Source organism: Pseudomonas sp. IT-P218 (assembly GCF_949767605.1).
GTDB classification, from domain to species: domain Bacteria; phylum Pseudomonadota; class Gammaproteobacteria; order Pseudomonadales; family Pseudomonadaceae; genus Aquipseudomonas; species Aquipseudomonas putida_AE.
In genome coordinates this window covers 123,486-149,328 of the sequence record NZ_CATKQQ010000044.1, presented here as the reverse complement: position 1 = coordinate 149,328, position 25,843 = coordinate 123,486, and the positions used below count along the sequence as shown (strand labels likewise).

Here is a 25,843-nt window from a genome sequence, read left to right as displayed (position 1 = left end):
ATTGGCTTTTCGCCTGAACTGGCTATAGTCTGGCGCAGTTTTGCCGATAAGTAGAAGAAGAGATTTTTTAACTTCCGAATATGACCTTGAACCCGACTCAGTAAGTGCTCTCCTACCTATGGCTAAAATTATCGGCATCATCGTCGTATTCGCGAGCGTGCTCGGCGGATACGTGCTCTCCCATGGCAAGATTGCCGCCCTGATCCAGCCTTTCGAGGTCATGATTATCGGTGGTGCGGCCCTCGGTGCATTCCTGCAGGCCAACCCCGGTTACATGACCATGCACGTGCTCAAGAAGTCCCTGAGCATGTTCGGTTCGCGTTTCAGCCATGCCTTCTATCTTGAAGTGCTGGGCCTGATCTACGAGATTCTCAACAAGAGCCGCCGCGAAGGCATGATGGCCATCGAAGCGGACATCGAAGATGCTGCGGCGAGCCCGATCTTCGCCAAGTACCCGACGGTCCTGAAGGATGAGCGCATGACCGCGTTCATCTGTGATTACCTGCGCATCATGTCCTCCGGCAACATGGCGCCCCATGAGCTGGAGGGCCTGTTCGACATGGAACTCTACAGCCTCAAGGAAGACCTGGAGCACCCGTCCCACGCGGTGAACGGCATCGCCGACGCCATGCCCGGTTTCGGTATCGTCGCGGCGGTCCTGGGTATCGTGGTGACCATGGCCTCGCTGGGCGAGGGCGACCAGAAGTCGATCGGTCTGCACGTCGGTGCGGCACTGGTGGGTACCTTCTTCGGTATTCTCGCCGCCTACGGTTTCTTCGGCCCGCTGGCGCATTCCCTGGCCCACGATGCCAAAGAAGAACTCAACGTCTACGAAGCCATCAAGGCCTCGCTGGTGGCTTCCGCCTCGGGCATGCCGCCATCGCTGGCCGTGGAGTTCGGGCGCAAGGTCCTGTACCCGGCGCACCGGCCAAGCTTCGCCGAGCTGGAACAAGCGGTTCGTGGTCGTTAAGTAATGGAAAATAACCAGCCGATAATCATCAAGCGCGTCAAGCGCATCGCCGGTGGGCATCACGGGGGCGCCTGGAAAATCGCCTTCGCCGACTTCGCCACGGCGATGATGGCGTTCTTCCTGGTGTTGTGGCTGTTGTCCACCGCCACCCCGGAACAGAAAATCGCCATCGCCGGCTACTTCAAGGACCCGATCGGCTTTTCCGAAAGTGGCACACCCTACATCATCGATCTGGGCGGCACGCCGACCATGGCGCCGGAAAATACCCTCAACCCCGAGGTGAAGACCCAGCCGCAGCCGGACAAGCTGACGGTCGACGTCGATCAGGTCGAGGGCATGGCCGAGACGGTGGAGAAGGAGCGTCTGGAACTGCTGCTGCAAGAACTGCAGAACAAGGTCGAAGAGAACCCGCAACTGCAGAAATTCAAAGACCAGATCCTGTTCGAAATCACCCCGGACGGTTTGCGCATCCAGATCGTGGACGCCGAAAACCGGCCGATGTTCGACTCGGGCTCGGCCCGCCTGAAACCGTATTTCGAAGACATCCTGCTGGCCATGGCCGACACCATCAAGGCGGTGCCGAACAAGATCAGCATCAGCGGCCACACCGATGCCACGCCGTACAGCGGCAGCGGCGAATTCGGTAACTGGGAGCTGTCGGCCAACCGTGCCAACGCCGCGCGCCGTGCGCTGGTGGCGGGCAGCTACCCGGAGGCACAGGTGGCGCGTGTGGTTGGTTATGCCTCGTCGGCCCTGTTCGACCGCGAGCATCCGTTCAATCCGGTCAACCGCCGTATCGACATTGTCGTGCTGACCAAGAAGGCCCAGCGTGCCATCGAAGGTTCGCAAGGGGCGGAACCTACTCCTGATGCGCCGCAAGATTCGGCTGCTCCAAATGCCGCACCGGCTGCGCCAGTCGATCCAAACGCGTTGCCAGCGGACAAGGAGCCGCTGCCGGCGCATGAGCTTCGGGAGCGTCTGAACCTGTTTGACGATCCTGCACCAAAACCGGGTGAGCCAGCCAAATCGGCTGAACCAACCAGGCAGTGACCGAAAAAAGCCGACAGCAATGTCGGCTTTTTGTGGGCGTTTCCTGCCTTAAAACCCACGGATGATTCTGGATTTGAGATCCGTGTGGAATCGGTCGGCGTTACTCCTGTTGACGCTGCGTGCCGATTCGCTGCCATTCACGGATTCCAGTGACATCGAACGCTTGAGCGTCGATTCGTTGCGATACGCATCGATAAAGAACTCGATATCTCTGTCGCTGGTCAGCTTCGGCCACTTATCGAGATACAGCGGCAGCTCTGTCGGGCCGGTCTTGAACGAGCAGATACGCCGATTTGTGATGGTCGCCTCGCCGATTTCGAATGGCACCCACCAGGACAGCGCGGTTTTCTCGGATACCACTGCCAGCAGGTGCGTGCATTCGCTGATGTTGCGGGTGATTACCCCGGTAATGTCGTCGGTGGTCTGGGATTCGGCATCCAGTACATCAAGGTAGGTCTTGATGTTGGCCTGCATCAGGCGCGTGTTGATGTTGATCGCATAAGCGCGATCCATGTGGCGGTAGCTGATAAACACTGGCATCAAAAATGTCCCTTGATCGCGAGTTCGCGGTAATAGGCGCCGAGGGCGGTGAGGCGGCAGCCGGTGGCGTGGATGGCGGCGTAGTACATATGTTCGGCGTCCACCGGTTCGATGAGACTGTGGCGGTTGCACTTTTGCAGCTGGGCAAAGACTTCGCCCTGTTCAGGGTTGAACTCGGGTTCGGTGGGTTCAAAGCTGGGGGTGAGGGGGTATATCGACTCTGCTTCGGCAAACCATTCAGGAAGTTTGCGCAGGATTTCCTTGGGGATCAGCGGCGAAACTTCGCGCAGGGAAATGAACTGCGACACGTTGGTCTTGAACACCGGGCGCTGTTCCCAGGCGTCGAGGGCGTTGTCGACAAACGAATAGAGGCTGCCGGGGGTGATCTTGCCCAGGATGTTCGCAGCTCCGCCGTGCAGGGCCTGGAGCAACAGTCCGGTGAACACGCCGTGCTGTGCGCCCTCCATTGCCGGCTCTGCCTTTTTGCAGGCGGTCAGAATGGTCATGCCTTCGCCAATCACGGCACACTCGCTGCGCAAGGCACGCAATTCGCCGGCCGAGCCGCTCTGGCAGCAATCGAGAATGATCACTTTGTTCTTGATCTTGGTGGCCTTGGTTGCCCAGTTGAGGATGTCGCTGAGGCGAATCCCATCCTTGGCGCTCTTGTAATCCTGCGGGATCAACATGCCTTCGTCGGTGTCGGTATCGAAGCTGCCGTGGCCAGCGAAATACAGCAGTGCGACATTGCAGTCCCCGGAAAACAGCTCGCGGATCTGGTCTTCGAGCTTTTCCCTGCCCAGGTAGTCCTCGGCGGAGGTCAGGACGATGTTCTTGAAGTTCGGATCGCCATTGGCGTCGGTCTTCAGCACGGAAGCCATGGCCATGGCGTCATTGCTGCAGCCGCTCAGGCGCGAAACGTGGGTGTAGTCGTTGATGCCGATAAAAAGTCCCTTGCGCATGGTTACACCGCCGTGTGCTGGCGAATGGCGCTGATGATGCTGTTGGTGTTCCACGCACATTCGGTGTGCGACGCGTCACGCACCACCTTGGAAATGCGGTCGGCGCCGAACGGCTTGATCGCAATGATGACCTTGCCCATGCGCCTGGCTATCTCGATTTCCTTGTTGATCCACTTGCTGTAGGTGGAATACATCCCGGCCATGATCAATACCGCCGAGCACGGGCGGATCTTGTCTTCGATGGCCTCCTCGAGTTGTTTGTCGGTTTTCGCGCCCACAATCGGCTTGTCGGGTGGCACCGAAAAGTTCTTGTACTTGAAGTCGGGCCGAGCGTTGAGCAAGCGCACGAGATTGTCGTGGGCGTGGGGGTAATTCCACGAGTGGCTGATAAACAAATGGTAGGTCTGCATGGGTATCCCTCGGTGTCGCTTGAGTGCGAAGAGGGTTTGAACCTAGGCGATTGCAGCGCGGCCACAAGGGATTGGCGCGAAAAGAGAAATGCCCTACAAGCGCGTGTGCACAAGCCTTACAGAAAGGTCTGACGTTTAAATGGAGAAGGGATCCAGCCGCCGGCCGCCCCGCTGTAGTCAGGGCGGCCGGCGCGTCTGTTTAGTAACCGTTTTCCGGCAGGCTGGCGATGATCGAGCGGTAGCTGTTCATCCGTTGCTGTTGCACGCGGCCGTCTTCCAGGGCCTTGAGCAGGGCGCAACCGGGTTCGCGGTCGTGCTTGCAGTCGCGGAAGCGGCAGGTGCCGAGCAGGTCGTTGAACTCGATGAAACCGGCTTCGACGTCGGCGCGGCTGACGTGGCCCAGGCCGAATTCGCGGATGCCCGGGGAGTCGATCAGCTCACCGCCACCGGGGAAGTGGAACAGGCGTGCGGTGGTCGTGGTGTGGGTGCCCTGGCCGGACAGCTCGGACAACGGGCCGACGCGGGTTTCGACCTCTGGCAGCAAACTGTTGACCAGCGACGACTTGCCGACGCCGGACTGGCCGACGAACACGCTGATGCGCCCGTCCAGTTGCTTCTGAAGCTGTTCCATGCCGTTGCCGTGGTGGGCCGATACTTCCAGCACCGGGTAACCCAGGGTGCGGTAGACCGCGAGCAAGGCGTTCAGGGCCGGGGCGTTGTGCTCGTCGATCAGGTCGAACTTGTTCAGCAGCAACAGCGGCTTGATGCCCGCATGTTCGGCGGCGACGAGGTAGCGGTCGATCAGGTTGGCATGGGGCTCAGGCAGCGGCGCAAACACGATGACAATCATGTCGACGTTCGCGGCTACCGGTTTGAGCTGGCCACGACTGTCCGGGCGGCAGAGTTCGGTATTGCGCGGCAATTGCGCCACGATCACGCCGATGCCCTGGTTGCCGGCACGCCAGACCACCTGGTCGCCGGTCACCAATGCGGGCAGGTTCGCCCGCAGGTGGCAACGAAACACCTGGCCGGCCAGCTCGCCATCACGGGCTTCGACTTCGACCTGCACACCGAAGTGGGCGATCACCAGGCCGTGTTGTTCCGGGCCCAGGTCGCCACCCTCTAGTGCCTCGACAGCCGAGGACTCGCGTTTGGCGGCGCGGGCAGCGCGTTCGCCCTGAATCTTTTCGATGCGCCAGTTTTGACGACGATTGAGTTGGCGTTTGGCCATGGGTGTTCCGTATCAAGAATGCAGCGATTAGGTAAAACGGCCGCGAGTTTAGCACGCCCGGCCACCGGCCTAGGCTAAACTGCGCAGCATTGCCTAGGAGCCGACTCATGCAAAACCCGCAGAACCTGATCTGGATCGACCTGGAAATGACCGGTCTGAACCCGGATACCGACGTCATCATCGAAATGGCCACTATTGTCACCGACAGCGACCTCAATACCCTGGCTGAAGGTCCGGTGATCGCCATTCACCACAGCGACGAAATCCTTGCCGGCATGGACGAGTGGAACACCCGTCAACACGGCGGTTCGGGCCTGACCCAGCGCGTGCGCGACAGTCGCATCAGCATGGCTGAAGCCGAAGCCCAGACCATCGCCTTCCTGGAAAAGTGGGTGCCGAAGGGCAAATCGCCGATCTGCGGCAACAGCATCTGCCAGGATCGTCGCTTCCTTTATACCCACATGAAATCCCTGGAAAGCTATTTCCACTACCGCAACCTCGACGTGTCCACACTCAAAGAGCTGGCTGCGCGCTGGGCACCGGACGTGCGTGACAGCTTCAAGAAGGGCAGCACCCACCTGGCGCTGGACGACATCCGCGAGTCGATCGCCGAGCTGCAGCACTACCGCCAGCACTTCATCAAGGCCTGATTGTGTAGCGTCTGTTATGGCCCTTTCGCTGGCAAGCCAGCTCCTACAGGTTTGCGCGGTTCTGTAGGAGCTGGCTTGCCAGCGAAGGGGGCTTTGAAGACGCTATCGCCAGCGAGCCGGCCCCTACAGATGGCGGCGCCCTCTTTTGGTGCCTCGGCGAAGTGCGTAGACTGCGCGCCTTTTTGCAAGGATCGCCACCATGTTGCTGATGCTCTACCTGATCGCCATCACCGCCGAGGCCATGACCGGTGCGCTGTCTGCCGGTCGTCGCGGCATGGACTGGTTCGGCGTGGTGCTGATCGCGTGCGTCACGGCGCTGGGCGGTGGTTCGGTGCGCGATGTGTTGCTTGGCCACTATCCGCTGACCTGGGTGAAACACCCGGAATACCTGGTGCTGACCACTATCGCGGCGATGATCACGGTATTCACCGCGCGCTGGATGCGCCATCTGCGTTCATTGTTCCTGGTGCTCGACGCCGTCGGTCTGGTGGCGTTCACCCTGATCGGCTGCATGACCGCTCTGGAAATGGGGCATGGCATGTTGGTCGCGTCGGTCAGCGGGGTGATCACCGGCGTTTTCGGTGGCATCCTGCGGGACATCTTCTGCAATGATATTCCGCTGATCTTCCGGCGCGAGCTGTACGCCAGCGTGTCGTTCGCGGCGGCGTGGTGCTACATGTTTTGCCTATACCTGAACTTGCCGGGAGAGCAGGCGATCTTGATCACCCTGTTCGGCGGTTTCCTGCTGCGCTTGCTGGCGATCCGCTTCCATTGGGAAATGCCCAAATTCGTCTACAACGACGAGGCCTGACGCTCGGCGTGCTGCTGCAACGCCCACTCGACATGCTCGCGGACCAATTCGGACGGATGTTCACGCCTGGCCTTCAACGCTTCCAGCACCGGAATGGTTGAAGGCGCATTGCCGAGACCGACGGCCAGGTTGCGCAGCCAGTTCTCGTACCCTGTCCGGCGTAGCGGCGAGCCTTCGGTGCTGCTCAGGAATTTATCCTCGTCCCACATGAACAGCTCGGCCAGTTCGGCGTTGTCCAGGTTGTGCCGCGGCTTGAAGTCGCTTTCCCCGGACGGGCGGGCAAAGCGGTTCCACGGGCAGACGATCTGGCAATCATCGCAACCGAACACCCGATTGCCGATCAGCGGCCGCAGTTCCTGCGGAATCGCACCTTTGAGTTCGATGGTCAGGTAGGAAATACAGCGCCGGGCGTCCAGCACATAGGGCCCGACGAAGGCATTGGTCGGGCAGATGTCGAGGCAGGCGCTGCAGCGGCCGCAGTGTTCGGTGGCATGGGGCGGGTCCACTGGCAGCGGCAGGTCGACGAACAGTTCGGCGAGGAAGAAGTAACTGCCGGCCTTGCGATTCAAGACCAGGGTGTTTTTACCGATCCAGCCCAGGCCTGCCTGTTCGGCGATGGCTTTTTCCAGCACCGGGGCACTGTCGACAAAAGCCCGGAAACCAAACGGGCCGATTTCTGCCTGAATCTTGTCCGCCAGTTGTTGTACGCGTTTACGGATCAATTTGTGGTAATCGCGGCCCAAGGCATAACGCGAGACGTAGGCTTTTTCCGGCTGGGCGAGCAGATGCGCCATTCTGGTATCGCCCGACAGGTAGTCCATGCGCAGCGACACCACGCGCAAAGTGCCCGGCACCAGTTCTTCGGGGTGCGAGCGTTTGCTGCCGTGGGCGCCCATGTACTCCATTTCGCCGTGGTAGCCGGCGGCGAGCCAGCGTTCCAGGTGCTGCTCATGCTCGGCGAGGTCGAGGCCGCTGATGCCGACTTGCTGAAAGCCCAGCTCGCGGCCCCAGTCCTTGATGGATTGGGCGAGGGCGGGCAAATCTGTGGTAATAGCGGGCATGAGGCGAGAGAAACCGGAGCTGAGGTGCGTATAATTCTGCCAGACATCGGAGCCCATAGACGCATGCCGCACGCTAAAGATGATTTACCCGACGCGCTGTACAGCGCCGCGCAGGTCCGCGGGCTCGATGCGAGCCTGATCGCGGCCGGCACACCGGGCTTCGAACTGATGCAGCGCGCCGCACGGGCCACCTGGCGGGCGCTGGTCCGGCAATGGCCGACGGTAAGCGAACTGACGGTGGTTACCGGTCACGGCAATAACGCGGGCGACGGTTATCTGGTCGCCGTGCTGGCCAAGCGTGCCGGGTGGACGGTACGGGTGCTGGCGGCGGGCGATCCGCAGCAACTGCGAGGTGATGCGGCTTCGGCCCATGCCGAAGCGGTAGCGGAGAAGGTTGTGATCGATGCATGGAGTGCGCAATCGGACTTGCGTGGAATCACTCTGGACGCATTGCTGGGTACCGGCCTCACTGGCGAGGTGCGCGAGCCGTACGCCAGTGTCATCGCCGCGATCAACGCCAGCGGCCTTCCCGTGGCGGCAGTGGATATCCCCTCGGGGCTTTGCGCTGATACCGGTCGCGTCCTCGGTTGCGCGGTGCGCGCCAATCTGACGGTGACCTTTATCGGGCTGAAACTGGGGTTGTTCACCGGTGACGCGGCGGATGTCGTGGGTGAGCTGGTTTTCAACGACCTGCACTCTGATCCGCAGCTGCTTGAGGGGGCGCCGACTACTGCCCGTCTCCTCATGGCTGGCAATCTGGCGCGCCTGGCCCCTCGGACTCCGGCTTCCCATAAAGGCAGATTTGGCCATGTCCTGCTGATCGGTGGCGATCGCGGGCTGGGCGGGGCGATCCTGTTGAGCGCGCAAAGTGCACTGCGCAGCGGCGCGGGCATGGTGTCGGTGGCGACCCGCCCCGAGCATGTGCCCGCTGCGCTGGCGCGGATCCCTGAGGCGATGGTGTTAGGCACAACGTCGGCCAATCAATTGATGGATTTGCTTCAAAAGGTGTCCGTGTTGGTGGTTGGCCCTGGACTGGGGCAGGGCGCCTGGGGACGAAGCCTGTTATCGGCGGCCGCCAACGCACCCCTGCCGCAAGTCTGGGACGCCGATGCGTTGAACCTGCTGGCCGAGGGCCGGGTCAGCTTGCCCAAGGGCTGTGTGATCACGCCGCACCCGGGGGAAGCCGCGCGGTTGCTGGGGCTCAGCACTGCCGAGGTTCAGGCGGATCGCCCGGCGGCGGTCCATGCACTGAGCAAAAAATACAACGCCGTGGTCGTGCTCAAGGGCGCCGGCAGTCTGATCGCCTGCCCTGACGGGCGGCTGGCCCTTTGTCATCAGGGCCATCCGGCGATGGCCACCGCGGGGCTGGGCGATGTGATGGCCGGTCTGGTCGGTGCACTGCTTGCACAGGGCATGGCGGCGTTTGACGCGACTTGCCTGGCGGTCTGGCTGCACGCCAACGCCGGTGAGCAACAAGGAAAATTCGGCCGTGGGCTGGCGGCCAGTGATCTGATACCAGCCATTCGTCAGTTGTTGGAGGAGCAAGCACCGTGTCTGAAGTAACCCTGTACCTGGCCGATGAGCAGGCCATGAGCGACTTTGGCGCACGCATCGCCCGTATCACCGAGGGGCATGGCCTGATCTTCCTTGAAGGTAATCTTGGCATGGGCAAAACCACCTTATCCCGGGGTATCATCCGGGGCCTGGGGCATGTCGGCGCGGTCAAGAGCCCGACCTTCACCCTGGTCGAGCCCTACGAGATCGGCGACATTCGCGCCTTCCATTTCGACCTGTATCGCCTGGTCGATCCGGAGGAGCTGGAGTTTCTCGGCATCCGCGACTATTTCGAAGACGATGCCCTGTGCCTGATCGAGTGGCCCGATAAAGGTGCAGGCTTTTTGCCAAAGCCCGACCTGACCATTACCATTAGCCCGCAAGACAGCGGGCGTTCGCTGAAAATTTTATCCCAGGGCTCGCGTGGCGAGGCCTGGTGTGCCGCATTGGCATTGGAATCCAAATAGATGATGGGGTTAGGTATGCGCTTTCGCGCGTTGGTGGCTGCCGTAGGGGTGTTGTTTCTGGCGGTGACCGTCGACGCTGTGGCCGAGACGAAGGTCAACAGTGTTCGCCTGTGGCGGGCGCCGGATAACACGCGACTGGTGTTTGACCTGACCGGCCCCGTGCAGCACAGCGTCTTTACGCTGACGTCCCCGGATCGCCTGGTCATCGACATCAATGGCGCGAGCCTCGGTGCGCCGTTGAACGTCAACAGCGCGAACACCCCGATCACCGCCATGCGCTCGGCACAGCGTACGCCGACCGACCTGCGGGTGGTCATCGACCTGAAAAAGGCCGTGACGCCAAAAAGCTTCTCCCTGGCGCCCAACGCCCAGTATGGCAATCGACTGGTGGTCGATCTGTTCGACAACCCGGCCGACGCCGCGCCGCCGCCAGCGCCGACCCCATCGGTCGCCACAGTGCCGGCCGTGCCGGTCACGCCCTCGGAGCCGGCCATCAAGTTGCCGCCAGCACCGGCTGGCAAGCGCGACATCATTGTGGTGATCGACGCCGGTCACGGTGGCGAAGACCCGGGCGCCTCCGGCTCCCGCGGTCAGCGCGAGAAAGACGTGGTATTGGCCATCGCTCGCGAACTGCAGCGCCAGGTCAATGGCATGAAGGGTTTCCGTGCCGAGCTGACCCGCACCGGCGACTACTTCATTCCTCTGCGTGGCCGTACGGAAATCGCCCGCAAGAAAGGCGCCGACCTGTTCGTCTCGATTCACGCCGACGCCGCACCCTCTACCGCGGCCTTCGGTGCCTCGGTGTTCGCCCTGTCCGATCGCGGCGCCACTTCGGAAACCGCGCGCTGGCTGGCCGACAGTGAAAACCGTTCCGACCTGATCGGTGGTGCCGGCAACGTCAGCCTCGACGACAAGGACCGCATGCTGGCCGGTGTGTTGCTCGATCTGTCGATGACTGCGTCCCTGACCTCCAGCCTGAACGTCGGCCAGAAAGTCCTGAGCAACATCGGCCGGGTCACGCCGTTGCACAAGCAACGGGTCGAGCAGGCTGGGTTCATGGTGCTGAAGTCGCCGGACATCCCGTCGATCCTGGTCGAAACCGGGTTTATCTCCAACGCCAACGAGGCCTCGAAACTGGCTGCCGCGAGCCACCAGCAGGCGCTGGCACGTTCCATCAGCAGCGGCGTGCGCCAGTTCTTCCAGCAGAATCCGCCACCGGGCACCTACGTTGCCTGGCTGCGTGACTCCGGGAAGATCGCCCAAGGCCCCCGTGACCATCGGGTCAACCCGGGCGAGACGCTGGCGATGATCGCCGTGCGTTATCAAGTGTCTCCAGCCGCTGTGCGCAATGCGAACAACCTGTCGAGCGATGAGCTGAAGGTTGGTCAGCACCTGACCATCCCGGGTAATGATCTGGCGGCCAAAGAATGAATCAGGTCGTGAACAACGGCGCTCGCATCGAGCTGCTCAGCCCGCGACTGGCGAACCAGATTGCTGCGGGTGAGGTGGTCGAGCGCCCGGCTTCGGTGATCAAGGAGCTGCTGGAAAACAGCCTTGACTCCGGTGCCAGGCGCATCGATGTCGACGTGGAGCAGGGCGGCGTCAAGTTGCTGCGGGTGCGCGACGATGGCAGCGGCATTTCCGCCGATGACCTGCCGCTGGCCCTGGCGCGCCACGCCACCAGCAAGATCCGTAACCTGGAAGACCTTGAACAGGTCATGAGCCTGGGTTTTCGTGGTGAGGCCCTGGCATCGATCAGTTCGGTGGCGCGCCTGACCCTGACGTCGCGCACCCGTGATGCCGACCAGGCCTGGCAAGTGGAAACCGAAGGCCGTGACATGGCGCCCCGGGTGCAACCTGCGGCCCATCCGGTGGGCACCTCGGTCGAGGTGCGCGACCTGTTCTTCAATACTCCGGCGCGCCGCAAGTTTCTCAAGACCGAGAAAACCGAATTCGATCACCTGCAGGAAGTCATCCGGCGCCTGGCGCTGGCGCGGTTCGACGTGGCCTTTCATCTGCGTCATAACGGCAAGACCATCCTCAGCCTGCACGAAGCCCACGACGACGCGGCTCGCGCCCGGCGCGTGGCGGCAATCTGCGGGCCGGGTTTCCTGGAGCAGGCGCTGCCGATCGAAATCGAACGCAATGGCCTGCACCTGTGGGGCTGGGTCGGGTTGCCGACCTTCAACCGCAGCCAGGCGGATTTGCAGTATTTCTTCGTCAATGGCCGTGCCGTGCGCGACAAACTGGTGGCCCACGCCGTGCGCCAGGCTTATCGCGACGTGCTGTTCAATGGCCGGCATCCGACGTTCGTGCTGTTTTTCGAGGTCGATCCAACGGGCGTCGACGTCAACGTGCACCCCACCAAGCACGAAGTGCGCTTCCGTGAAGGGCGCATGGTCCATGATTTCCTCTATGGCACCTTGCACCGTGCCTTGGGCGATGTGCGCCCGGATGATCAGCTGGCGGCGCCGGTTACCACGGCCATTGTCCGGCCTACCGGCCTCGAAGCCGGTGAGTTCGGCCCTCAAGGCGAAATGCGCCTGGCCGCCAATGCGCTGCTGGAGCAACCCCAGGCCCAGCCGTCGTTCAATACGCCAGCCGGTTCAGGCTCTGGCGCCGGATATCAGTATCAATACACTCCGCGACCGCAGTCAGCGGTTCCGGCTGCAGAAGCGCAGGCGGCCTATCGCGAGTTCTTCGCGCCGTTGCCCGAGGCCAACGCGGTTGCGCTGCCAGCCGGACAGGACGACATCCCGCCGCTGGGCTATGCGCTGGCCCAGCTCAAGGGCATCTACATCCTCTCGGAAAACGCCCAGGGGCTGGTGCTGGTGGACATGCATGCCGCTCATGAGCGGATCATGTACGAACGCCTGAAAGTCGCCATGGCCAGCGAGGGCTTGAGCGGGCAACCGCTGCTGGTGCCCGAATCCCTGGCGGTCAGCCAGCGTGAAGCCGATTGCGCCGAAGAACATATCACCTGGTTCCAGCGCCTGGGCTTCGAGCTGCAGCGTCTCGGCCCGGAAACCCTGGCCATTCGGCAGATACCGGCCTTGCTCAAACAGGCTGAGGCCAATCGCCTGGTGGGTGACGTGTTGGCCGACCTGATGGAATATGGCACCAGCGACCGGATCCAGGCGCACCTGAACGAACTGCTCGGGACCATGGCCTGCCACGGTGCGGTCCGGGCCAATCGGCGTCTGGCCCTGCCGGAAATGAACGGTCTGCTGCGTGACATGGAAAACACCGAGCGCAGCGGTCAATGCAACCATGGCCGACCGACCTGGACCCAGCTGGGCCTGGACGATCTGGACAAACTGTTCTTGCGCGGTCGTTGATGAGCCAGCTCCCTCCTGCGATTTTCCTGATGGGCCCGACCGCCGCCGGCAAGACCGACCTGGCCATCGAACTCACCAAGGTCCTGCCTTGCGAGCTGATCAGCGTCGATTCGGCGCTGGTCTACCGCGGAATGGACATCGGCACCGCCAAGCCATCAAAAGAGCTGTTGGCGGAGTTTCCGCACCGTTTGATCGATATTCTCGATCCGGCCGAGGCTTATTCGGCGGCGGATTTCCGTCGCGATGCCCTGCAAGCCATGGCCGAGATCACCGCGCGGGGTAAAATTCCGCTGTTGGTGGGCGGCACGATGCTCTATTACAAGGCCTTGGTCGAAGGGCTCGCGGATATGCCGGCCGCCGATCCGGATGTCCGCGCACAGATCGAGGAAGAGGCCGCCCGCCTTGGCTGGCAGGCGTTGCACGATCAGTTGGCGATCATTGACCCGGTTTCCGCGGCGCGTATTCATCCGAACGATCCCCAGCGTCTGAGTCGAGCACTGGAAGTTTTTCGTGTTAGCGGTCAGAGCATGACCGAGCTACGCTTGCAACAATCTGCGCAAAGTACTGAAGCAGCCGCTTCGGGACGGCAACAATTGCCCTATACTGTCGCGAACTTGGCCATTGCTCCGGCGAATCGCCTGGTACTGCACGAACGAATTAAACAAAGATTCACCTTAATGTTGGAACAGGGGTTCATTGACGAGGTCGTAGCCCTGCGTAATAGAAGTGACCTGCATACCGGGTTGCCGTCTATACGTGCGGTAGGCTATCGCCAAGTCTGGGATTACCTGGATGGCAAGCTGACGTCAGCCGAGATGCAGGAGCGTGGAATCATTGCCACGCGCCAATTGGCGAAGCGCCAGTTCACCTGGCTTCGCAGTTGGGCTGATTTACACTGGCTGGACAGCCTCGATTGCGACAATCTGCCGCGCGCCTTGAAATACCTGGGGACCATCTCCATATTGAGCTGAGTCCTTGCAATTGCCGTCTATCCTTGGGGGTGGGGCGGCCGAAGCCATCTGTTTACCTATTTTTTTATTTTGAATCCTTAAAGGAGTGCGGCACATGTCAAAAGGGCATTCGCTACAAGACCCTTACTTGAATACTTTACGTAAAGAGAAAGTTGGGGTGTCCATCTACCTGGTCAACGGTATCAAACTGCAAGGTACGATCGAGTCTTTCGACCAGTTCGTTATCCTGCTGAAAAACACCGTCAGCCAAATGGTCTACAAACACGCTATCTCTACAGTAGTGCCGGTTCGTCCAATTCGTCTGCCTAGCGCAACCGAATCGGAAGCGGGTGATGCTGAGCCAGGTAACGCCTGATAGGAGTCTCCTTTGTTCTTTGAGCGCCACGGTGGTGGTGAGCGAGTCATACTCGTTCACTTGGATGGACAGGACCCTGAGGCGCGCGAAGACCCGCAGGAGTTTCAGGAATTGGCTAATTCGGCCGGCGCCGAGACCGTTGCGTTTTTTAACGTGCCGCGTCATCGGCCAACCGCCAAATTCCTGATTGGCAGCGGCAAGGTCGAGGAACTGCGCGACCTGGTCAAGGCCGAAGAAGCCGATCTGGTGATTTTCAATCACGTCCTCACGCCCAGTCAGGAACGTAACCTCGAACGTGTTTTCGAGTGTCGCGTGATCGACCGTACCGGTCTGATTCTCGATATTTTCGCCCAGCGCGCCCGTACCCATGAAGGCAAGCTCCAGGTAGAACTGGCCCAGCTTGACCACATGAGCACCCGGCTGGTTCGCGGATGGACTCACCTTGAGCGCCAGGGTGGCGGTATCGGCATGCGTGGCCCGGGTGAAACCCAACTGGAAACCGACCGCCGCTTGCTGCGGGTTCGCCTGCGCCAGATCAAGGGCCGGCTGGAGAAGGTGCGCAGCCAGCGCGAACAGTCGCGCCGTGGTCGTTCGCGTGCGGATATCCCTACCGTGTCGCTGGTGGGCTATACCAACGCCGGTAAGTCCACGCTGTTCAACAATGTGACGAAATCCGACGTCTACGCGGCTGACCAATTGTTCGCCACGCTGGACCCGACCCTGCGTCGTCTGGAACTGGACGATCTGGGGCCGATTGTCCTGGCGGACACGGTAGGTTTCATTCGCCACTTGCCCCACAAGCTGGTCGAGGCATTTCGGTCTACCCTCGAAGAATCGAGCAACTCCGACCTGTTGTTGCACGTGATCGATGCGGCGGAACCGGATCGCATGTTGCAGATCGAGCAGGTGATGGTGGTGCTGGGCGAGATTGGTGCCCAGGACTTGCCGATCCTCGAGGTCTATAACAAACTCGATTTGCTTGAAGGCGTTGAGCCACAAATCCAGCGCGACGAAAATGGCAAACCCCAGCGGGTCTGGCTGTCGGCGCGTGATGGCACTGGTCTGGAATTGCTTGAGCAAGCCATTGCCGAATTGCTTGGCAGTGATTTGTTTATCGGTACCCTGCGCTTGCCGCAACGATTCGCCCGACTGCGTGCGCAGTTTTTCGAACTCGGTGCGGTGCAAAAAGAAGAGCACGACGAAGAAGGCATCAGTTTGCTGGCCGTTCGTTTGCCCCGGGTCGAGTTGAATCGACTGGTAAGCCGCGAAGGATTGCAGCCGATGGAATTCATCGAGCAACACACTTTGCAATAAAAGCCTGAGAAAGCGGTTGTGCCGTGGTGACAGGCATTCTGTAGCATTGGTCGGCGCGCCGTGGGTGCGTCTTTGCTTTATCAGATGGAGAGCGCTATGGCTTGGAATGAGCCGGGTGGCAACTCGAATAATCAGGATCCTTGGGGTGGCAAGCGCCGCAATAACGGCGACCGCAAGGGACCACCAGATCTCGACGAGGCCTTCCGAAAGCTGCAGGAAAGCCTGAACGGGTTGTTCGGTGGTGGCAAGAAACGCGGGGATGATGGGGGCGGTTCGGGCAAGAGCGGCGGCTTCGGCGGCCTGCTGGGCATCGGCCTGGTCGTGTTGGCGGCCGTTTGGCTGTACAGCGCGGTCTATGTCGTCGACGAGCAGGAGCAAGCTGTGGTGCTGCGCTTCGGCAAGTACTACGAAACCGTCGGTCCCGGCCTGAATATCTACTTCCCGCCGATCGACAAGAAGTACATGGAAAACGTCACGCGTGAGCGGGCGTACACCAAGCAGGGTCAAATGCTGACTGAAGACGAGAACATCGTCGAAGTGCCGCTGACCGTGCAGTACAAGATCAGCAACCTGCAGGACTTCGTGCTGAGCGTCGATCAGCCGGAAATCAGCCTGCAGCACGCGACCGACAGCGCCCTGCGCCATGTGGTGGGTTCCACCGCGATGGACCAGGTGCTGACCGAAGGTCGTGAGTTGATGGCCAGCGAAATCAAGGAGCGCCTGCAACGCTTCATGGATACCTATCGCACCGGTATCACCGTCACCCAGGTCAACGTACAGAGCGCAGCGGCACCGCGTGAAGTGCAGGAAGCCTTCGATGACGTGATCCGCGCCCGTGAAGACGAGCAGCGTTCGCGCAACCAGGCTGAAACCTATGCCAACGGCGTCGTGCCGGAAGCCCGTGGTCAGGCCCAGCGCATCCTTGAAGATGCCAATGGCTACCGTGACGAAACCGTCTCGCGCGCCAAGGGTGAGGCCGATCGCTTCACCAAACTGGTCGCCGAGTACCGCAAGGCACCTGAAGTCACCCGCCAGCGTCTGTACCTGGACACCATGCAGGAAGTCTTCAGCAACACCAGCAAGGTTCTCGTGACCGGCAACAAAAATGGCCAGAGCAACCTGCTGTACCTGCCTCTGGACAAGATGGTCGAAAGTGGTCGCAGCACCAGCACCCAGGTGACCGGCGCGGCAGCCAGCAGCAATGAAGCGAATGCGCGTGCGGCAGCTGATCTGCAGCAACAGCAAGCACGTACCAGGGAGAGTCGCTGATGAGCAATAAATCGCTGATCGCCCTTATTGTCGGCGTCGTCGTGGCGATCGCTGCCTGGAACTGCTTCTACATCGTGGCTCAGACCGAGCGTGCGGTGTTGCTGCAGTTCGGTCGCGTGGTCCAGACCGATGTTCAGCCAGGCCTGCATGTGAAAGTGCCCTACGTTAACCAGGTGCGTAAATTTGACGCACGCCTGATGACGCTGGATGCACCGACGCAACGCTTCCTGACGCTGGAAAAGAAAGCCGTGATGGTCGATGCCTACGCCAAGTGGCGGGTGAAGGACGCCGAGCGTTTCTACACCGCGACTTCCGGTCTGAAGCAGATTGCCGACGAGCGTCTGTCCCGTCGTCTCGAGTCGGGCCTGCGTGACCAGTTCGGTAAGCGCACCTTGCACGAAGTGGTGTCCGGTGAGCGTGATGCGCTGATGGCGGATATCACCGCTTCGCTGAATAAGATGGCCGAAAAAGAGCTGGGCATCGAGGTTGTCGATGTTCGGGTCAAGACCATCGACCTGCCGAAGGAAGTGAACCGCAGCGTGTTCGAACGTATGAGCACCGAGCGTGAGCGTGAAGCTCGCGAGCACCGCGCCAAGGGTAACGAGCTGGCTGAAGGCATCCGTGCCGACGCCGATCGTCAACGCCGCGTGCTGCTGGCCGAAGCCTATCGTGAATCCGAAGAGATTCGCGGTGACGGTGACGCCCAGGCCGCTTCGATCTATTCCAAGGCCTACGGTCAGGATCAGGAGTTCTACGCGTTCTACCGTAGCCTGCGCGCCTACCGTGAAAGCTTCGCGAACAAATCCGACGTCATGGTCCTGGACCCAAGCAGTGACTTCTTCCACTACCTGGAAAAAGCCAAGCCTTGATACGACGTTGACCTGATTCATCCCGCCGGGCGGCTAAAACCTCTGGCGGGGTGATCCTTTGGGAAAACGTGTGTATGATGCGGCAGCCGGGAAATTCCCGGCTTTTTTGCGTCTGCACGTTTGATTGCTGTTTTGTGCAGGTGCCCGAGCTGAATGCTCGACAGGTTTTTCGAGGAAAGTGATTGGCGAAGCCGGTAGCAGGCGTTTCGCTTCGTTGCTCCTGCGTCCGATTTATGACCATGGGCTGATCATTTTCTGCTTCACTCAAGGCTCGGCCAAAGGCTGACCGCCCGGATACAGGGGAAGGCGTAATGGCAACGGTAGACCGCTGGCTTCTGCCAGATGGCATCGAAGAAGTACTGCCACCTGAAGCGGCGCGCATTGAAGTTGCGCGTCGTCAGGTGTTGGATCTGTTCCAGAGCTGGGGTTACGAGTTTGTCGTGACTCCCCATATCGAGTACCTGGAATCCCTGCTGACCGGCGCGGGCCAGGACCTGGACCTGCGGACCTTCAAGGTCATCGACCCGCAATCGGGCCGGCAGATGGGTTTCCGTGCCGACATCACGCCGCAAGTGGCGCGCATCGATGCGCACACCCTGCGTCGCGAAGGTCCGAGCCGCCTGTGTTACGCCGGCAGCGTGCTGCATGCCCAGCCGCGTGCCTTGTCGTCCTCGCGCAGCCCGATCCAGTTGGGCGCCGAGTTGTATGGCGATGCCAGCCCGAGCAGCGACGTGGAAGTCATCAGCCTGATGCTTGCCATGCTGCAACTGGCCGATGTGCCGGATGTGCACATGGACCTGGGGCATGTCGGTATCTACCGCGGCCTGGCCCGCGCCGCCGGTCTGTCCGGCGAAGTTGAACAACAGTTGTTCGATGCGTTGCAACGCAAGGCCATCGACGAGGTCATTACCTTGACCGAAGGCTTGCCGGCTGATCTATCGGGCATGCTGCGTGCGTTGGTCGATCTGTGTGGCGGCCGTGAAGTGCTGGCGGCCGCGCGTGAGCGACTGGCCAAGGCCCCGGCCCCGGTGCTGGCGGCACTGGATGACTTGCTGGCGATTGCCGAGCGTTTGTCCGTGCGTTTCCCGGAGTTGCCGCTGTACTTCGACCTGGGCGAGTTGCGCGGTTACCACTACCACACCGGTGTGGTGTTCGCGGTGTTCGTGCCGGGTGTTGGCCAGTCCATCGCCCAGGGCGGTCGCTACGACGACATCGGCGCCGACTTCGGTCGTGCCCGTCCGGCCACCGGCTTCTCTACCGATTTGAAAACCCTGGTGACCCTGGGGCGTGCTGAGATCGAGCTACCGTCTGGCGGTATCTGGATGCCTGACAGTACGGATGCGGCACTCTGGCAGCAGGTTTGCCAGTTGCGCAGTGAGGGTCAGCGTGTCGTCCAGGCGTTGCCTGGGCAGCCATTGGCCGCCGCCCGTGAAGCGGACTGCGACCGGCAATTGATTCAGCAGAACGGGCTTTGGCAAGTATCGCCACTGGCTTCTTGAGTTTTCCTGCCGGCTGCCGCCGGCACCAAGTTTGCGCGAATGAGGACAAGTGTTATGGGTAAGAATGTCGTAGTCCTGGGCACCCAATGGGGTGATGAGGGCAAAGGCAAGATCGTTGATCTGCTGACCGAACATGCTGCCGCCGTAGTGCGCTACCAGGGTGGCCACAACGCAGGTCACACTCTGGTGATCGATGGCGAAAAAACTGTCTTGCACCTGATCCCGTCGGGCGTACTGCGCGAAGGCGTGCAGTGCCTGATCGGCAACGGCGTGGTGGTTGCACCTGACGCCCTGCTGCGCGAGATCACCAAGCTGGAAGAAAAAGGCGTACCGGTGCGCGAGCGCCTGCGTATCAGCCCGTCCTGCCCACTGATCCTGTCCTTCCACGTAGCGCTGGACCAGGCCCGTGAAAAGGCCCGCGGCGAGCTGAAGATCGGCACCACCGGTCGCGGCATCGGCCCGGCCTACGAAGACAAGGTTGCACGTCGTGGCCTGCGTGTGGGCGACCTGCTCAACATGCCGCGCTTTGAAGACAAACTGCGTGAACTGGTGGATTACCACAACTTCATGCTGGTGGGTTACTACAAAGAGCCAGCCATCGAATTCGAAAAGACCCTGGCCGAATGCAAAGAATACGCGGAGCTGCTCAAGCCGCTGATGCTGGACGTGACTGCCGAGCTGCACGACCTGCGTCGCGCTGGCAAAGACATCATGTTCGAAGGCGCCCAAGGCTCCCTGCTGGACATCGACCACGGTACCTACCCGTACGTGACCAGCTCTAACACCACCGCTGGCGGCGTAGCGACCGGTTCGGGTGTTGGCCCCATGTTCCTGGACTACATCCTGGGCATCACCAAGGCTTACACCACGCGTGTAGGTTCGGGTCCATTCCCGACTGAGTTGTTCGACGAAGTCGGTGCGCATCTGGCTAAACAAGGTCACGAGTTCGGCGCAACTACCGGCCGTGCCCGTCGTTGTGGCTGGTTCGACGCCGTTATCCTGCGTCGCGCTATCGACGTGAACAGCATCTCGGGCATCTGCCTGACCAAGCTGGACGTGCTCGACGGTCTGGAAACCATCAACATCTGCGTCGGCTATAAAGATGCAGAAGGCAACGCCGTTGCCCCGACTGATGCTGACAGCTACGTGGGCCTGCAGCCTGTGTACGAAGAAGTGCCGGGCTGGACCGAGTCGACCGTGGGTGCCAAAACCCTGGAAGAGCTGCCAGCTAACGCCCGTGCTTACATCAAACGCGTCGAAGAGCTGATCGGCGCGCCGATCGACATTATTTCGACGGGTCCGGACCGCAACGAAACCATCGTTCTGCGCCATCCGTTCGCTTGATAAGCTGTTGATGTAAAACACAAAGGCCCCTCAATAGGGGCCTTTGTCGTATATGCCTGTCGAACGGCATGACCTTTGCTATTAGCTTTGCCTAAAGCGTCACTTTCGGGCGTGCCATCAATTTAATGGCGCTAATGCAGAGGGATTTCAAGTGTCGGCCGTTCTCTCATTGTTACAAAGCCGTTTGTTGCGGCCCGTATTCGTTACCCTTGGTATCGCCCTTTTGGTGCAGGTACTGGTGGCGGTCGCGCTGACCCGGAGCACTGTGACGGCGCTTGAAGCCGATCTCGGTCAGCGCCTTGGCGCGGACAGTCAAAAACTTTCCGGTGAGCTCGAGCAGGCGGGACGTGAAGTCACGTCGAGCCTCGACAGCCTGTCTGCCAGTACCCGTCAGCGCCTCACGGCTGGCTTGTCTACACGGCTGAAGGACGAGCAGGCGCAGTTGCGTGCGACCCTGGAAAAAGACCTGAAGGATTCCGCCAGCGACATGGCGCAGCTTCTGGCCTCGGTGGCTCCTCGTGCCATGTGGGACAACGACGTTCCGACCTTGTCCGAGTTCGCCCGTCGGGCTCAGCGCAACCCCAACGTGCTGTTCGTGGTGTATGACGACGCCACCGGCCAGCACCTGACGCGTTACCTCAACCGGGAAAACCCGATCAACAAGGCCCTTTTGGAAAAAGGCCAGGGCGAGCGTGCGCTGGACAAGGTGCTGGATGCGGCGAAGAACGATCCGTCAGTGTTCTACATCGAGGCCTCGATCAACCCGAACGGCGTGGAAATCGGCAAGGTCCTGATGGGCGTCTCGACGGCCTCGGTGGAGGCTGATCTGGCAGCCCTGGACAAGCGCTTCTCGGCCTTGATCGCCAGCGGCGACCAACTGGTGGGCGACAGCCTCAAAGGCGCGGCGGCCGACAGCGCAGCCGCCATGCGTGCGCGTCTGCAATCGGCCCAGTCCACGGCCGCTGAAATGAAAGCCAACACCACCAGCACCGTGCAGGAGGCCGCGGCAACCTTGCGCTGGCGTATCGGTGTGAGTCTGGCGGTGGTGGGCTTTGGTGTCCTGCTGTTGCTGGCGGTGGTGCTCGGCCGTCGAGTGGTCAATCGCCTGAAGATGCTGATTGTCGCCATGGATGACCTGGCGGCGGGTGAGGGCGATCTGACCAAGCGCGTGCAGATCAGCAGCAAGGACGAAATCGGTGATATGGCTTCGGCGGTCAATCGCTTTGTGGATAAATTGCAGCCGATCGTGCGCGAGGCGGGTGATGTCGCACAGCGTACCGGTGTGGAAATCGGTGCCATGACGTTGCGTAACGCCGGGGCCGATGCGGCGGCAGGCATGCAGCGCGATGAGGTGGCGGAAAGCCTGCGGGCCCTGTCGCGAATGGCGGATGAAGCACAGTCTGAAAGTCATGCCATGCAAGCGGCGTTGAAGCAGGTGGTGGATATTCGCCAGGCCACCGACGAAAACACCCGGACCTCGGCCAAAGTCGGCAACCTGATCGAAGCGTTGGCAGGCCAGGTCGAAACCGGCGCGCAAGTGATCGAGCGCCTGGCGCAGCAGAGCGAGCAGATCGAGGTGGTGCTGACGGTGATCCACGGGATTGCCGAGCAGACCAACCTGCTGGCGCTGAACGCGGCCATTGAAGCGGCGCGCGCTGGCGAAACCGGGCGCGGGTTTGCGGTGGTGGCGGATGAGGTGCGCGCATTGGCGAGCAAGACGCAAAGCTCCACCGGCGATATCCAGGCGCACATCGTGGCGTTGCAGCAAGGCGCACGCGAAGCCGTGGCGGCCATCGGCCAGGCCGGGCGTCAGGCCAGCGAGGGCCTGCTGGTCCTGCGTGACAGCGCGCGGTTGCAGCAATCGGTGCAGGCTTCGGTCGAGCAGGTGCACACGGCGATCGGCCTGGCGACCCAGGCCGCCGAGCACCAGGCCCGTGGGGCTCAGGCGGTGCGTGGTCGGGTCGAGACTATTCATGTGCAGGCAGAGAAGGCGGCCCAGGCGGTGGTGGAAACCACGGCCAGCGGCAAGGTGCTCGATGGCCTGGCGGCGCAGCTGAAAGCGAGCCTGGGGCAGTTCAGGGCTTGATGCCTTAAAGATCAAAAGATCGCAGCCTGCGGCAGCTCCTACAAGGGAATACGCGTTTCCCTGTAGGAGCTGCCGCAGGCTGCGATCTTTTGCTTTATCAGCGGCTCAAATACATCCGGGTCGTTAACAGGTACACGGGCAACCCCGACACCAATATCAACAATGCCGCATAAGGCGCCGCCGCCGCAAACTCCACGTTCGCGGTATGCGCCCAGACCTCGGTAGCCAGGGTATTAAGCCCGGTCGGGCTCAACAGCAAGGTCGCCGTCAGCTCCTTCATCGCATCCAGGAACACCAGCGCAAACGCCGCCCCCAACGCCGGGAAAATGATCGGCAACGTCACCCGGCAAAACGCGCTGAACGAAGACGCGCCCAATGTGCGCGCAGCCTCTTCCAGTTGCGGCGCCGCCTTGTTCAACGCCGTACGAATAGGCGCCTGGGCCAGCGGCAAGAACAGCAGCGCGTAAGCGATCAGCAGCAGCGCCGACGTCTGGTACAGCACTGGCACATAGTGCAACGCGAAATACACCAGGGTCAGCGCAATCACCAATCCTGGCAGCGCGTGCAGCAGATACGGCAAGCGTTCAGCCCAGATCGCCAGTTGGCCTTTATAGCGCACCACCAGCAATCCCACCGGCACCGCCAGGACAAGGCATAGCGCCGCGCCGCCCAATGACAGCGCCAGGGATGAAAGCAGCGCCTCACCGATGGCCGCCACCGGAAATGCCGCCGACGAGCCCACAGCCAGCCAGTAGACCAGCATCCCCAACGGGATGCCGCTGCCGATGATCGCCAGCAACAGGCAGTAAAGCTGCCCGGCCACCATCCAACGGCCCAATCGGACCTGTTCTGCCTGTCGCGCCGCACCCTGGCCGGTGCGCACGTGCCGGCCCTTACCGCGAACTCGCAGTTCCAGCCACAGCAACATCAGGCACAGCGCCAGCAGCACCGCCGAGAGCATCGCGGCGTTGGCGTTGCTGAACTCCAGCTCGAACTGCTGATAGATCGCGGTGGTGAAGGTTTGCAGGCCGATGATCGACAGCGCGCCGAATTCCACCAGCATGTGCAGGGCAATCAGCAGCGACCCCGCCAGCAGCGAAGGCCAGAGCAGGGGCAGGGTGACGCGGAAAAATACCCCCCAGCGATTCTGCCCCAGGGTGCGGGCAGACTCTTCCAGCGAGGGGTCGAGATTGCGCAGGGTGGCCGCCACCGGCAAAAAGATCAGCGGGTATTTGGACAGGCTCATTACCAAAATCGCCCCGCCGAGCCCTTCGAAATGCGCGCTCAGCGATACCCAGGTAAAACTGCTGACAAACGCTGGCACGGCGAACGGCAAGCACAGGATCACGCCCCACAAGCGCCGCCCCGGCAGATTGCTGCGCTCCAGCAGCCAGGCCAGCGACAGGCCAATCACGCCGCAGGCCAGCGTAACGCCGATCATCAGCGCCAGGGTATTGCGCAACAGGCCAAACACATAAGGCCGCCACAGCAAGTGCAGCGCCTCGGCCCAACCCGCTTGCCAGGCCTTCAGGCCGACGTAAGCCAAGGGCAGCAAGCTGAGCACCACCAGGAGCAGAACCGGCAGTACCAGCCAGATGGAAGGCCGCTTGCGCCCTGGCACGTACCGCCCATGAGTGGCGGAGGCGGATAGCGAGGCGCTCATCAGTTCAGGCCAACCTCGCGTTCAAGTTCCAGGGCTTCTTCGGCATTGCCCAGGTCGGCGGGCGTGACGTTCGGCGCTTGCAGCTCGCTGAAAGGCTTGAGGCCGCGATCCGATTGCATGCCTTTGTGCAGCGGGTATTCGGCGGTGGTCTGGGTGATCACGCGCTGGCCTTCTTCGCTGGCCATGTAGGCGAGCAATTGCTGGGCTTCTTTTGGATGTTTGCTGGATTTCAGCACGGCCGCACTCGATACGGTAATCAGGCCGCCAACGTCGCCGCCGGTGAAGTAATGCAGTTTCGAATCGAGCTGGCCTTTTTCACGCTGCAAGGCGAACCAGTAGTAGTTGTTCACCAGTACCGTCGCCACTTCGCCGTTTTCAACGGCTTTGAGGGCGACCATGTTGTTGCTGTAGGTCTTGCCGAAGGCGCGCAGGCCGGTCAGCCATTCTTCGGCTGCTTCCATGCCATGCACCTTGATGATCGCCACGGCTTGTTCCTGGAACGCGCCGCTGGTGGGTACGAAGCCGACCTTGCCCTGCCATTTTGGATCGGAGAACTCCATCACCGATTTCGGCAGGTCTTTTTCGTCGATCAGTTTCGGGTTGAACGCGACGACGCGCACCCGGGCAGTGACGCCAATCCAGGTGCTGTCAGCGGCGACATAGTCCTTGGGCAGGACCGCCAGCGTGGCGTCGTCGGCCTTGGCCAGCAGGCCTTGCTCGCCAAGCTTGTTCAGGGGCGGCGACTCTTCGGTGTAGATCACGTCGGCGGGGGAGCGATCACCTTCTTCGACGACCTGGCTGGCGAGCTGGTTGCTGCTGCCTTTGCGCACATTGACGTGAATGCCAGTCTTGGCTTCGAAGGCTTTGGCGACCGCGTCGCCGACTTCCTTGTGTTGGCCGTTATAGAGGGTCAGGGAAACGGGGTCGGCAGCCTGGGTGAGGGGAGTGGCGAGTGCCAGGCCGAGCAGGGTGGTGGTCAGGCCGCGGCGCAGGGTATTTCGAAACATCATTCGCAGGGTTCCTCACTGTCGCATTGCAAAAACTTGCAACAATGATAAACGATATTGTTTCTCAAATGGGCCTTGCGAGGCGCTTTGACCTTGTAGGAGCTGCCGCAGGCTGCGATCTTTTGATCTTAAAAACCAAAATCAAAAGATCGCAGCCTGCGGCAGCTCCTACAGGGGGCGTATGCTTTTCAAAGGCCAGAAACGCAAAAACCCGCTTTCGCGGGTTTCTGTGAAATCCAAGGCCGTAACCTTGAATTTGAATTGGTGCCCAGAAGAAGACTCGAACTTCCACGACCTTGCGGTCACCAGCACCTGAAGCTGGCGTGTCTACCAATTTCACCATCTGGGCATTTCGTCTTCAGCGTTGCCGCTGTTGATGTGGCGCACTATACGGAGCGCAATTTGATCTGTAAACCCCTGATTTA

Annotated in this window: 23 protein-coding genes and 1 tRNA gene; 16 read left to right on the top strand and 8 right to left on the bottom strand. The window is 61.1% G+C overall.

Going from position 1 to position 25,843, the window contains the following annotated elements; genetic code table 11:
- The first annotated feature begins 118 nt into the window (after positions 1-118).
- Both motA and motB read left to right on the top strand, forming a co-directional pair.
- Positions 119-970, top strand: a complete 852-nt coding sequence (gene motA, locus ACM6I6_RS21105) for a flagellar motor stator protein MotA (RefSeq protein WP_008063575.1) — start codon at positions 119-121, stop codon at positions 968-970.
- A gap of 3 nt (positions 971-973) precedes the next feature.
- A complete protein-coding gene (gene motB / locus ACM6I6_RS21100) occupies positions 974-2,020 on the top strand; it encodes a flagellar motor protein MotB (protein WP_274076788.1) in 1,047 nt (348 codons plus the stop codon).
- A gap of 48 nt (positions 2,021-2,068) precedes the next feature.
- Here the strand turns inward: motB and ACM6I6_RS21095 are convergent, their stop codons facing one another.
- The 4 genes from ACM6I6_RS21095 to rsgA form a co-directional block, all read right to left on the bottom strand.
- A complete protein-coding gene (locus ACM6I6_RS21095) occupies positions 2,069-2,560 on the bottom strand; it encodes a toll/interleukin-1 receptor domain-containing protein (RefSeq protein ID WP_274076791.1) in 492 nt (163 codons plus the stop codon).
- Positions 2,560-3,519, bottom strand: coding sequence for a caspase family protein (locus ACM6I6_RS21090; RefSeq protein WP_323607463.1), 960 nt, complete (start codon positions 3,517-3,519; stop codon positions 2,560-2,562). Before ACM6I6_RS21090 ends, ACM6I6_RS21095 begins: the two co-directional genes overlap by 1 nt.
- 2 nt (positions 3,520-3,521) lie before the next feature.
- Complete coding sequence (locus tag ACM6I6_RS21085; RefSeq protein WP_274076793.1) at positions 3,522-3,929, bottom strand: TIR domain-containing protein; 408 nt, start codon at positions 3,927-3,929, stop codon at positions 3,522-3,524.
- A gap of 199 nt (positions 3,930-4,128) precedes the next feature.
- Positions 4,129-5,160 carry a small ribosomal subunit biogenesis GTPase RsgA gene (gene rsgA / locus ACM6I6_RS21080; RefSeq protein WP_008064125.1) on the bottom strand — a complete coding sequence of 344 codons (1,032 nt, stop codon included), beginning with the start codon at positions 5,158-5,160 and terminating at the stop codon, positions 4,129-4,131.
- Between the two features lie 107 nt (positions 5,161-5,267).
- Between rsgA and orn the strand changes: the two genes are divergently transcribed.
- Both orn and ACM6I6_RS21070 read left to right on the top strand, forming a co-directional pair.
- On the top strand, positions 5,268-5,810 hold the full coding sequence (gene orn / locus ACM6I6_RS21075) for an oligoribonuclease (RefSeq protein ID WP_179057346.1): 543 nt from the start codon (positions 5,268-5,270) through the stop codon (positions 5,808-5,810).
- A 199-nt stretch (positions 5,811-6,009) separates the two neighbouring features.
- Positions 6,010-6,621, top strand: a complete 612-nt coding sequence (locus tag ACM6I6_RS21070; protein WP_274076794.1) for a trimeric intracellular cation channel family protein — start codon at positions 6,010-6,012, stop codon at positions 6,619-6,621.
- Here the strand turns inward: ACM6I6_RS21070 and queG are convergent.
- Positions 6,603-7,682, bottom strand: coding sequence for a tRNA epoxyqueuosine(34) reductase QueG (gene queG, locus ACM6I6_RS21065; RefSeq protein ID WP_323607462.1), 1,080 nt, complete (start codon positions 7,680-7,682; stop codon positions 6,603-6,605). The two genes, ACM6I6_RS21070 and queG, sit on opposite strands and share 19 nt — an antisense overlap.
- 63 nt (positions 7,683-7,745) lie before the next feature.
- Between queG and ACM6I6_RS21060 the strand changes: the two genes are divergently transcribed.
- The 12 genes from ACM6I6_RS21060 to ACM6I6_RS21005 all read left to right on the top strand — a co-directional run bounded on the left by ACM6I6_RS21060 (position 7,746) and on the right by ACM6I6_RS21005 (position 22,748).
- Positions 7,746-9,245, top strand: coding sequence for an NAD(P)H-hydrate dehydratase (locus tag ACM6I6_RS21060; protein WP_323607461.1), 1,500 nt, complete (start codon positions 7,746-7,748; stop codon positions 9,243-9,245).
- Positions 9,233-9,703 (top strand): tRNA (adenosine(37)-N6)-threonylcarbamoyltransferase complex ATPase subunit type 1 TsaE, encoded by a 471-nt coding sequence (gene tsaE, locus ACM6I6_RS21055; protein WP_274076797.1) that lies wholly within the window; start codon positions 9,233-9,235, stop codon positions 9,701-9,703. Before ACM6I6_RS21060 ends, tsaE begins: the two co-directional genes overlap by 13 nt.
- On the top strand, positions 9,704-11,134 hold the full coding sequence (locus ACM6I6_RS21050) for an N-acetylmuramoyl-L-alanine amidase (RefSeq protein WP_323607460.1): 1,431 nt from the start codon (positions 9,704-9,706) through the stop codon (positions 11,132-11,134).
- Positions 11,131-13,041: a DNA mismatch repair endonuclease MutL gene (gene mutL / locus ACM6I6_RS21045; protein ID WP_414920663.1), complete on the top strand. Its 1,911-nt coding sequence runs from the start codon at positions 11,131-11,133 to the stop codon at positions 13,039-13,041. Before ACM6I6_RS21050 ends, mutL begins: the two co-directional genes overlap by 4 nt.
- Positions 13,041-14,012, top strand: coding sequence for a tRNA (adenosine(37)-N6)-dimethylallyltransferase MiaA (miaA, locus tag ACM6I6_RS21040; protein ID WP_274076799.1), 972 nt, complete (start codon positions 13,041-13,043; stop codon positions 14,010-14,012). Before mutL ends, miaA begins: the two co-directional genes overlap by 1 nt.
- A 94-nt stretch (positions 14,013-14,106) precedes the next feature.
- Entirely contained in the window at positions 14,107-14,367 is a 261-nt protein-coding gene (gene hfq, locus ACM6I6_RS21035) for an RNA chaperone Hfq (RefSeq protein ID WP_007902656.1), read from the top strand.
- Between the two features lie 12 nt (positions 14,368-14,379).
- Positions 14,380-15,681 carry a ribosome rescue GTPase HflX gene (gene hflX, locus ACM6I6_RS21030; RefSeq protein WP_274076800.1) on the top strand — a complete coding sequence of 434 codons (1,302 nt, stop codon included), beginning with the start codon at positions 14,380-14,382 and terminating at the stop codon, positions 15,679-15,681.
- 96 nt (positions 15,682-15,777) lie between these two features.
- Positions 15,778-16,950, top strand: a complete 1,173-nt coding sequence (hflK, locus tag ACM6I6_RS21025) for an FtsH protease activity modulator HflK (RefSeq protein WP_323607459.1) — start codon at positions 15,778-15,780, stop codon at positions 16,948-16,950.
- Positions 16,950-17,819, top strand: coding sequence for a protease modulator HflC (gene hflC / locus ACM6I6_RS21020; RefSeq protein WP_008064109.1), 870 nt, complete (start codon positions 16,950-16,952; stop codon positions 17,817-17,819). The genes hflK and hflC overlap by 1 nt, the downstream gene beginning before the upstream one ends.
- Positions 17,820-18,130: 311 nt before the next feature.
- A complete protein-coding gene (locus ACM6I6_RS21015) occupies positions 18,131-19,318 on the top strand; it encodes an ATP phosphoribosyltransferase regulatory subunit (protein ID WP_090328525.1) in 1,188 nt (395 codons plus the stop codon).
- Positions 19,319-19,372: 54 nt separating this feature from the next.
- On the top strand, positions 19,373-20,662 hold the full coding sequence (locus ACM6I6_RS21010) for an adenylosuccinate synthase (protein ID WP_016984782.1): 1,290 nt from the start codon (positions 19,373-19,375) through the stop codon (positions 20,660-20,662).
- 151 nt (positions 20,663-20,813) lie between these two features.
- Positions 20,814-22,748 carry a methyl-accepting chemotaxis protein gene (locus ACM6I6_RS21005; RefSeq protein ID WP_274076803.1) on the top strand — a complete coding sequence of 645 codons (1,935 nt, stop codon included), beginning with the start codon at positions 20,814-20,816 and terminating at the stop codon, positions 22,746-22,748.
- Between the two features lie 97 nt (positions 22,749-22,845).
- Here ACM6I6_RS21005 and ACM6I6_RS21000 read toward each other — a convergent pair whose 3' ends face one another.
- From ACM6I6_RS21000 to ACM6I6_RS20990, 3 genes are all read right to left on the bottom strand, one after another.
- On the bottom strand, positions 22,846-24,411 hold the full coding sequence (locus ACM6I6_RS21000) for an iron ABC transporter permease (RefSeq protein ID WP_323607458.1): 1,566 nt from the start codon (positions 24,409-24,411) through the stop codon (positions 22,846-22,848).
- On the bottom strand, positions 24,411-25,421 hold the full coding sequence (locus tag ACM6I6_RS20995; RefSeq protein WP_274076805.1) for an extracellular solute-binding protein: 1,011 nt from the start codon (positions 25,419-25,421) through the stop codon (positions 24,411-24,413). The genes ACM6I6_RS21000 and ACM6I6_RS20995 overlap by 1 nt, the downstream gene beginning before the upstream one ends.
- Before the next feature lie 259 nt (positions 25,422-25,680).
- Positions 25,681-25,767, bottom strand: a tRNA-Leu gene (locus tag ACM6I6_RS20990).
- Positions 25,768-25,843 lie beyond the last annotated feature (76 nt).

Coding starts and splice junctions, on each gene's coding strand:
- ACM6I6_RS20995 (WP_274076805.1), bottom strand. CDS start 25,421: ATGATGTTTCGAAATACCCTGCGCCGCGGCCTGACCACCACCCTGCTC.
- ACM6I6_RS21095 (WP_274076791.1), bottom strand. CDS start 2,560: ATGCCAGTGTTTATCAGCTACCGCCACATGGATCGCGCTTATGCGATC.
- ACM6I6_RS21050 (WP_323607460.1), top strand. CDS start 9,704: ATGATGGGGTTAGGTATGCGCTTTCGCGCGTTGGTGGCTGCCGTAGGG.
- ACM6I6_RS21000 (WP_323607458.1), bottom strand. CDS start 24,411: ATGAGCGCCTCGCTATCCGCCTCCGCCACTCATGGGCGGTACGTGCCA.
- queG (WP_323607462.1), bottom strand. CDS start 7,682: ATGCCCGCTATTACCACAGATTTGCCCGCCCTCGCCCAATCCATCAAG.
- ACM6I6_RS21085 (WP_274076793.1), bottom strand. CDS start 3,929: ATGCAGACCTACCATTTGTTTATCAGCCACTCGTGGAATTACCCCCAC.
- motB (WP_274076788.1), top strand. CDS start 974: ATGGAAAATAACCAGCCGATAATCATCAAGCGCGTCAAGCGCATCGCC.
- orn (WP_179057346.1), top strand. CDS start 5,268: ATGCAAAACCCGCAGAACCTGATCTGGATCGACCTGGAAATGACCGGT.
- ACM6I6_RS21010 (WP_016984782.1), top strand. CDS start 19,373: ATGGGTAAGAATGTCGTAGTCCTGGGCACCCAATGGGGTGATGAGGGC.
- mutL (WP_414920663.1), top strand. CDS start 11,131: ATGAATCAGGTCGTGAACAACGGCGCTCGCATCGAGCTGCTCAGCCCG.
- hflK (WP_323607459.1), top strand. CDS start 15,778: ATGGCTTGGAATGAGCCGGGTGGCAACTCGAATAATCAGGATCCTTGG.
- ACM6I6_RS21070 (WP_274076794.1), top strand. CDS start 6,010: ATGTTGCTGATGCTCTACCTGATCGCCATCACCGCCGAGGCCATGACC.
- hfq (WP_007902656.1), top strand. CDS start 14,107: ATGTCAAAAGGGCATTCGCTACAAGACCCTTACTTGAATACTTTACGT.
- ACM6I6_RS21060 (WP_323607461.1), top strand. CDS start 7,746: ATGCCGCACGCTAAAGATGATTTACCCGACGCGCTGTACAGCGCCGCG.
- miaA (WP_274076799.1), top strand. CDS start 13,041: ATGAGCCAGCTCCCTCCTGCGATTTTCCTGATGGGCCCGACCGCCGCC.
- rsgA (WP_008064125.1), bottom strand. CDS start 5,160: ATGGCCAAACGCCAACTCAATCGTCGTCAAAACTGGCGCATCGAAAAG.
- ACM6I6_RS21015 (WP_090328525.1), top strand. CDS start 18,131: ATGGCAACGGTAGACCGCTGGCTTCTGCCAGATGGCATCGAAGAAGTA.
- hflC (WP_008064109.1), top strand. CDS start 16,950: ATGAGCAATAAATCGCTGATCGCCCTTATTGTCGGCGTCGTCGTGGCG.
- ACM6I6_RS21090 (WP_323607463.1), bottom strand. CDS start 3,519: ATGCGCAAGGGACTTTTTATCGGCATCAACGACTACACCCACGTTTCG.
- motA (WP_008063575.1), top strand. CDS start 119: ATGGCTAAAATTATCGGCATCATCGTCGTATTCGCGAGCGTGCTCGGC.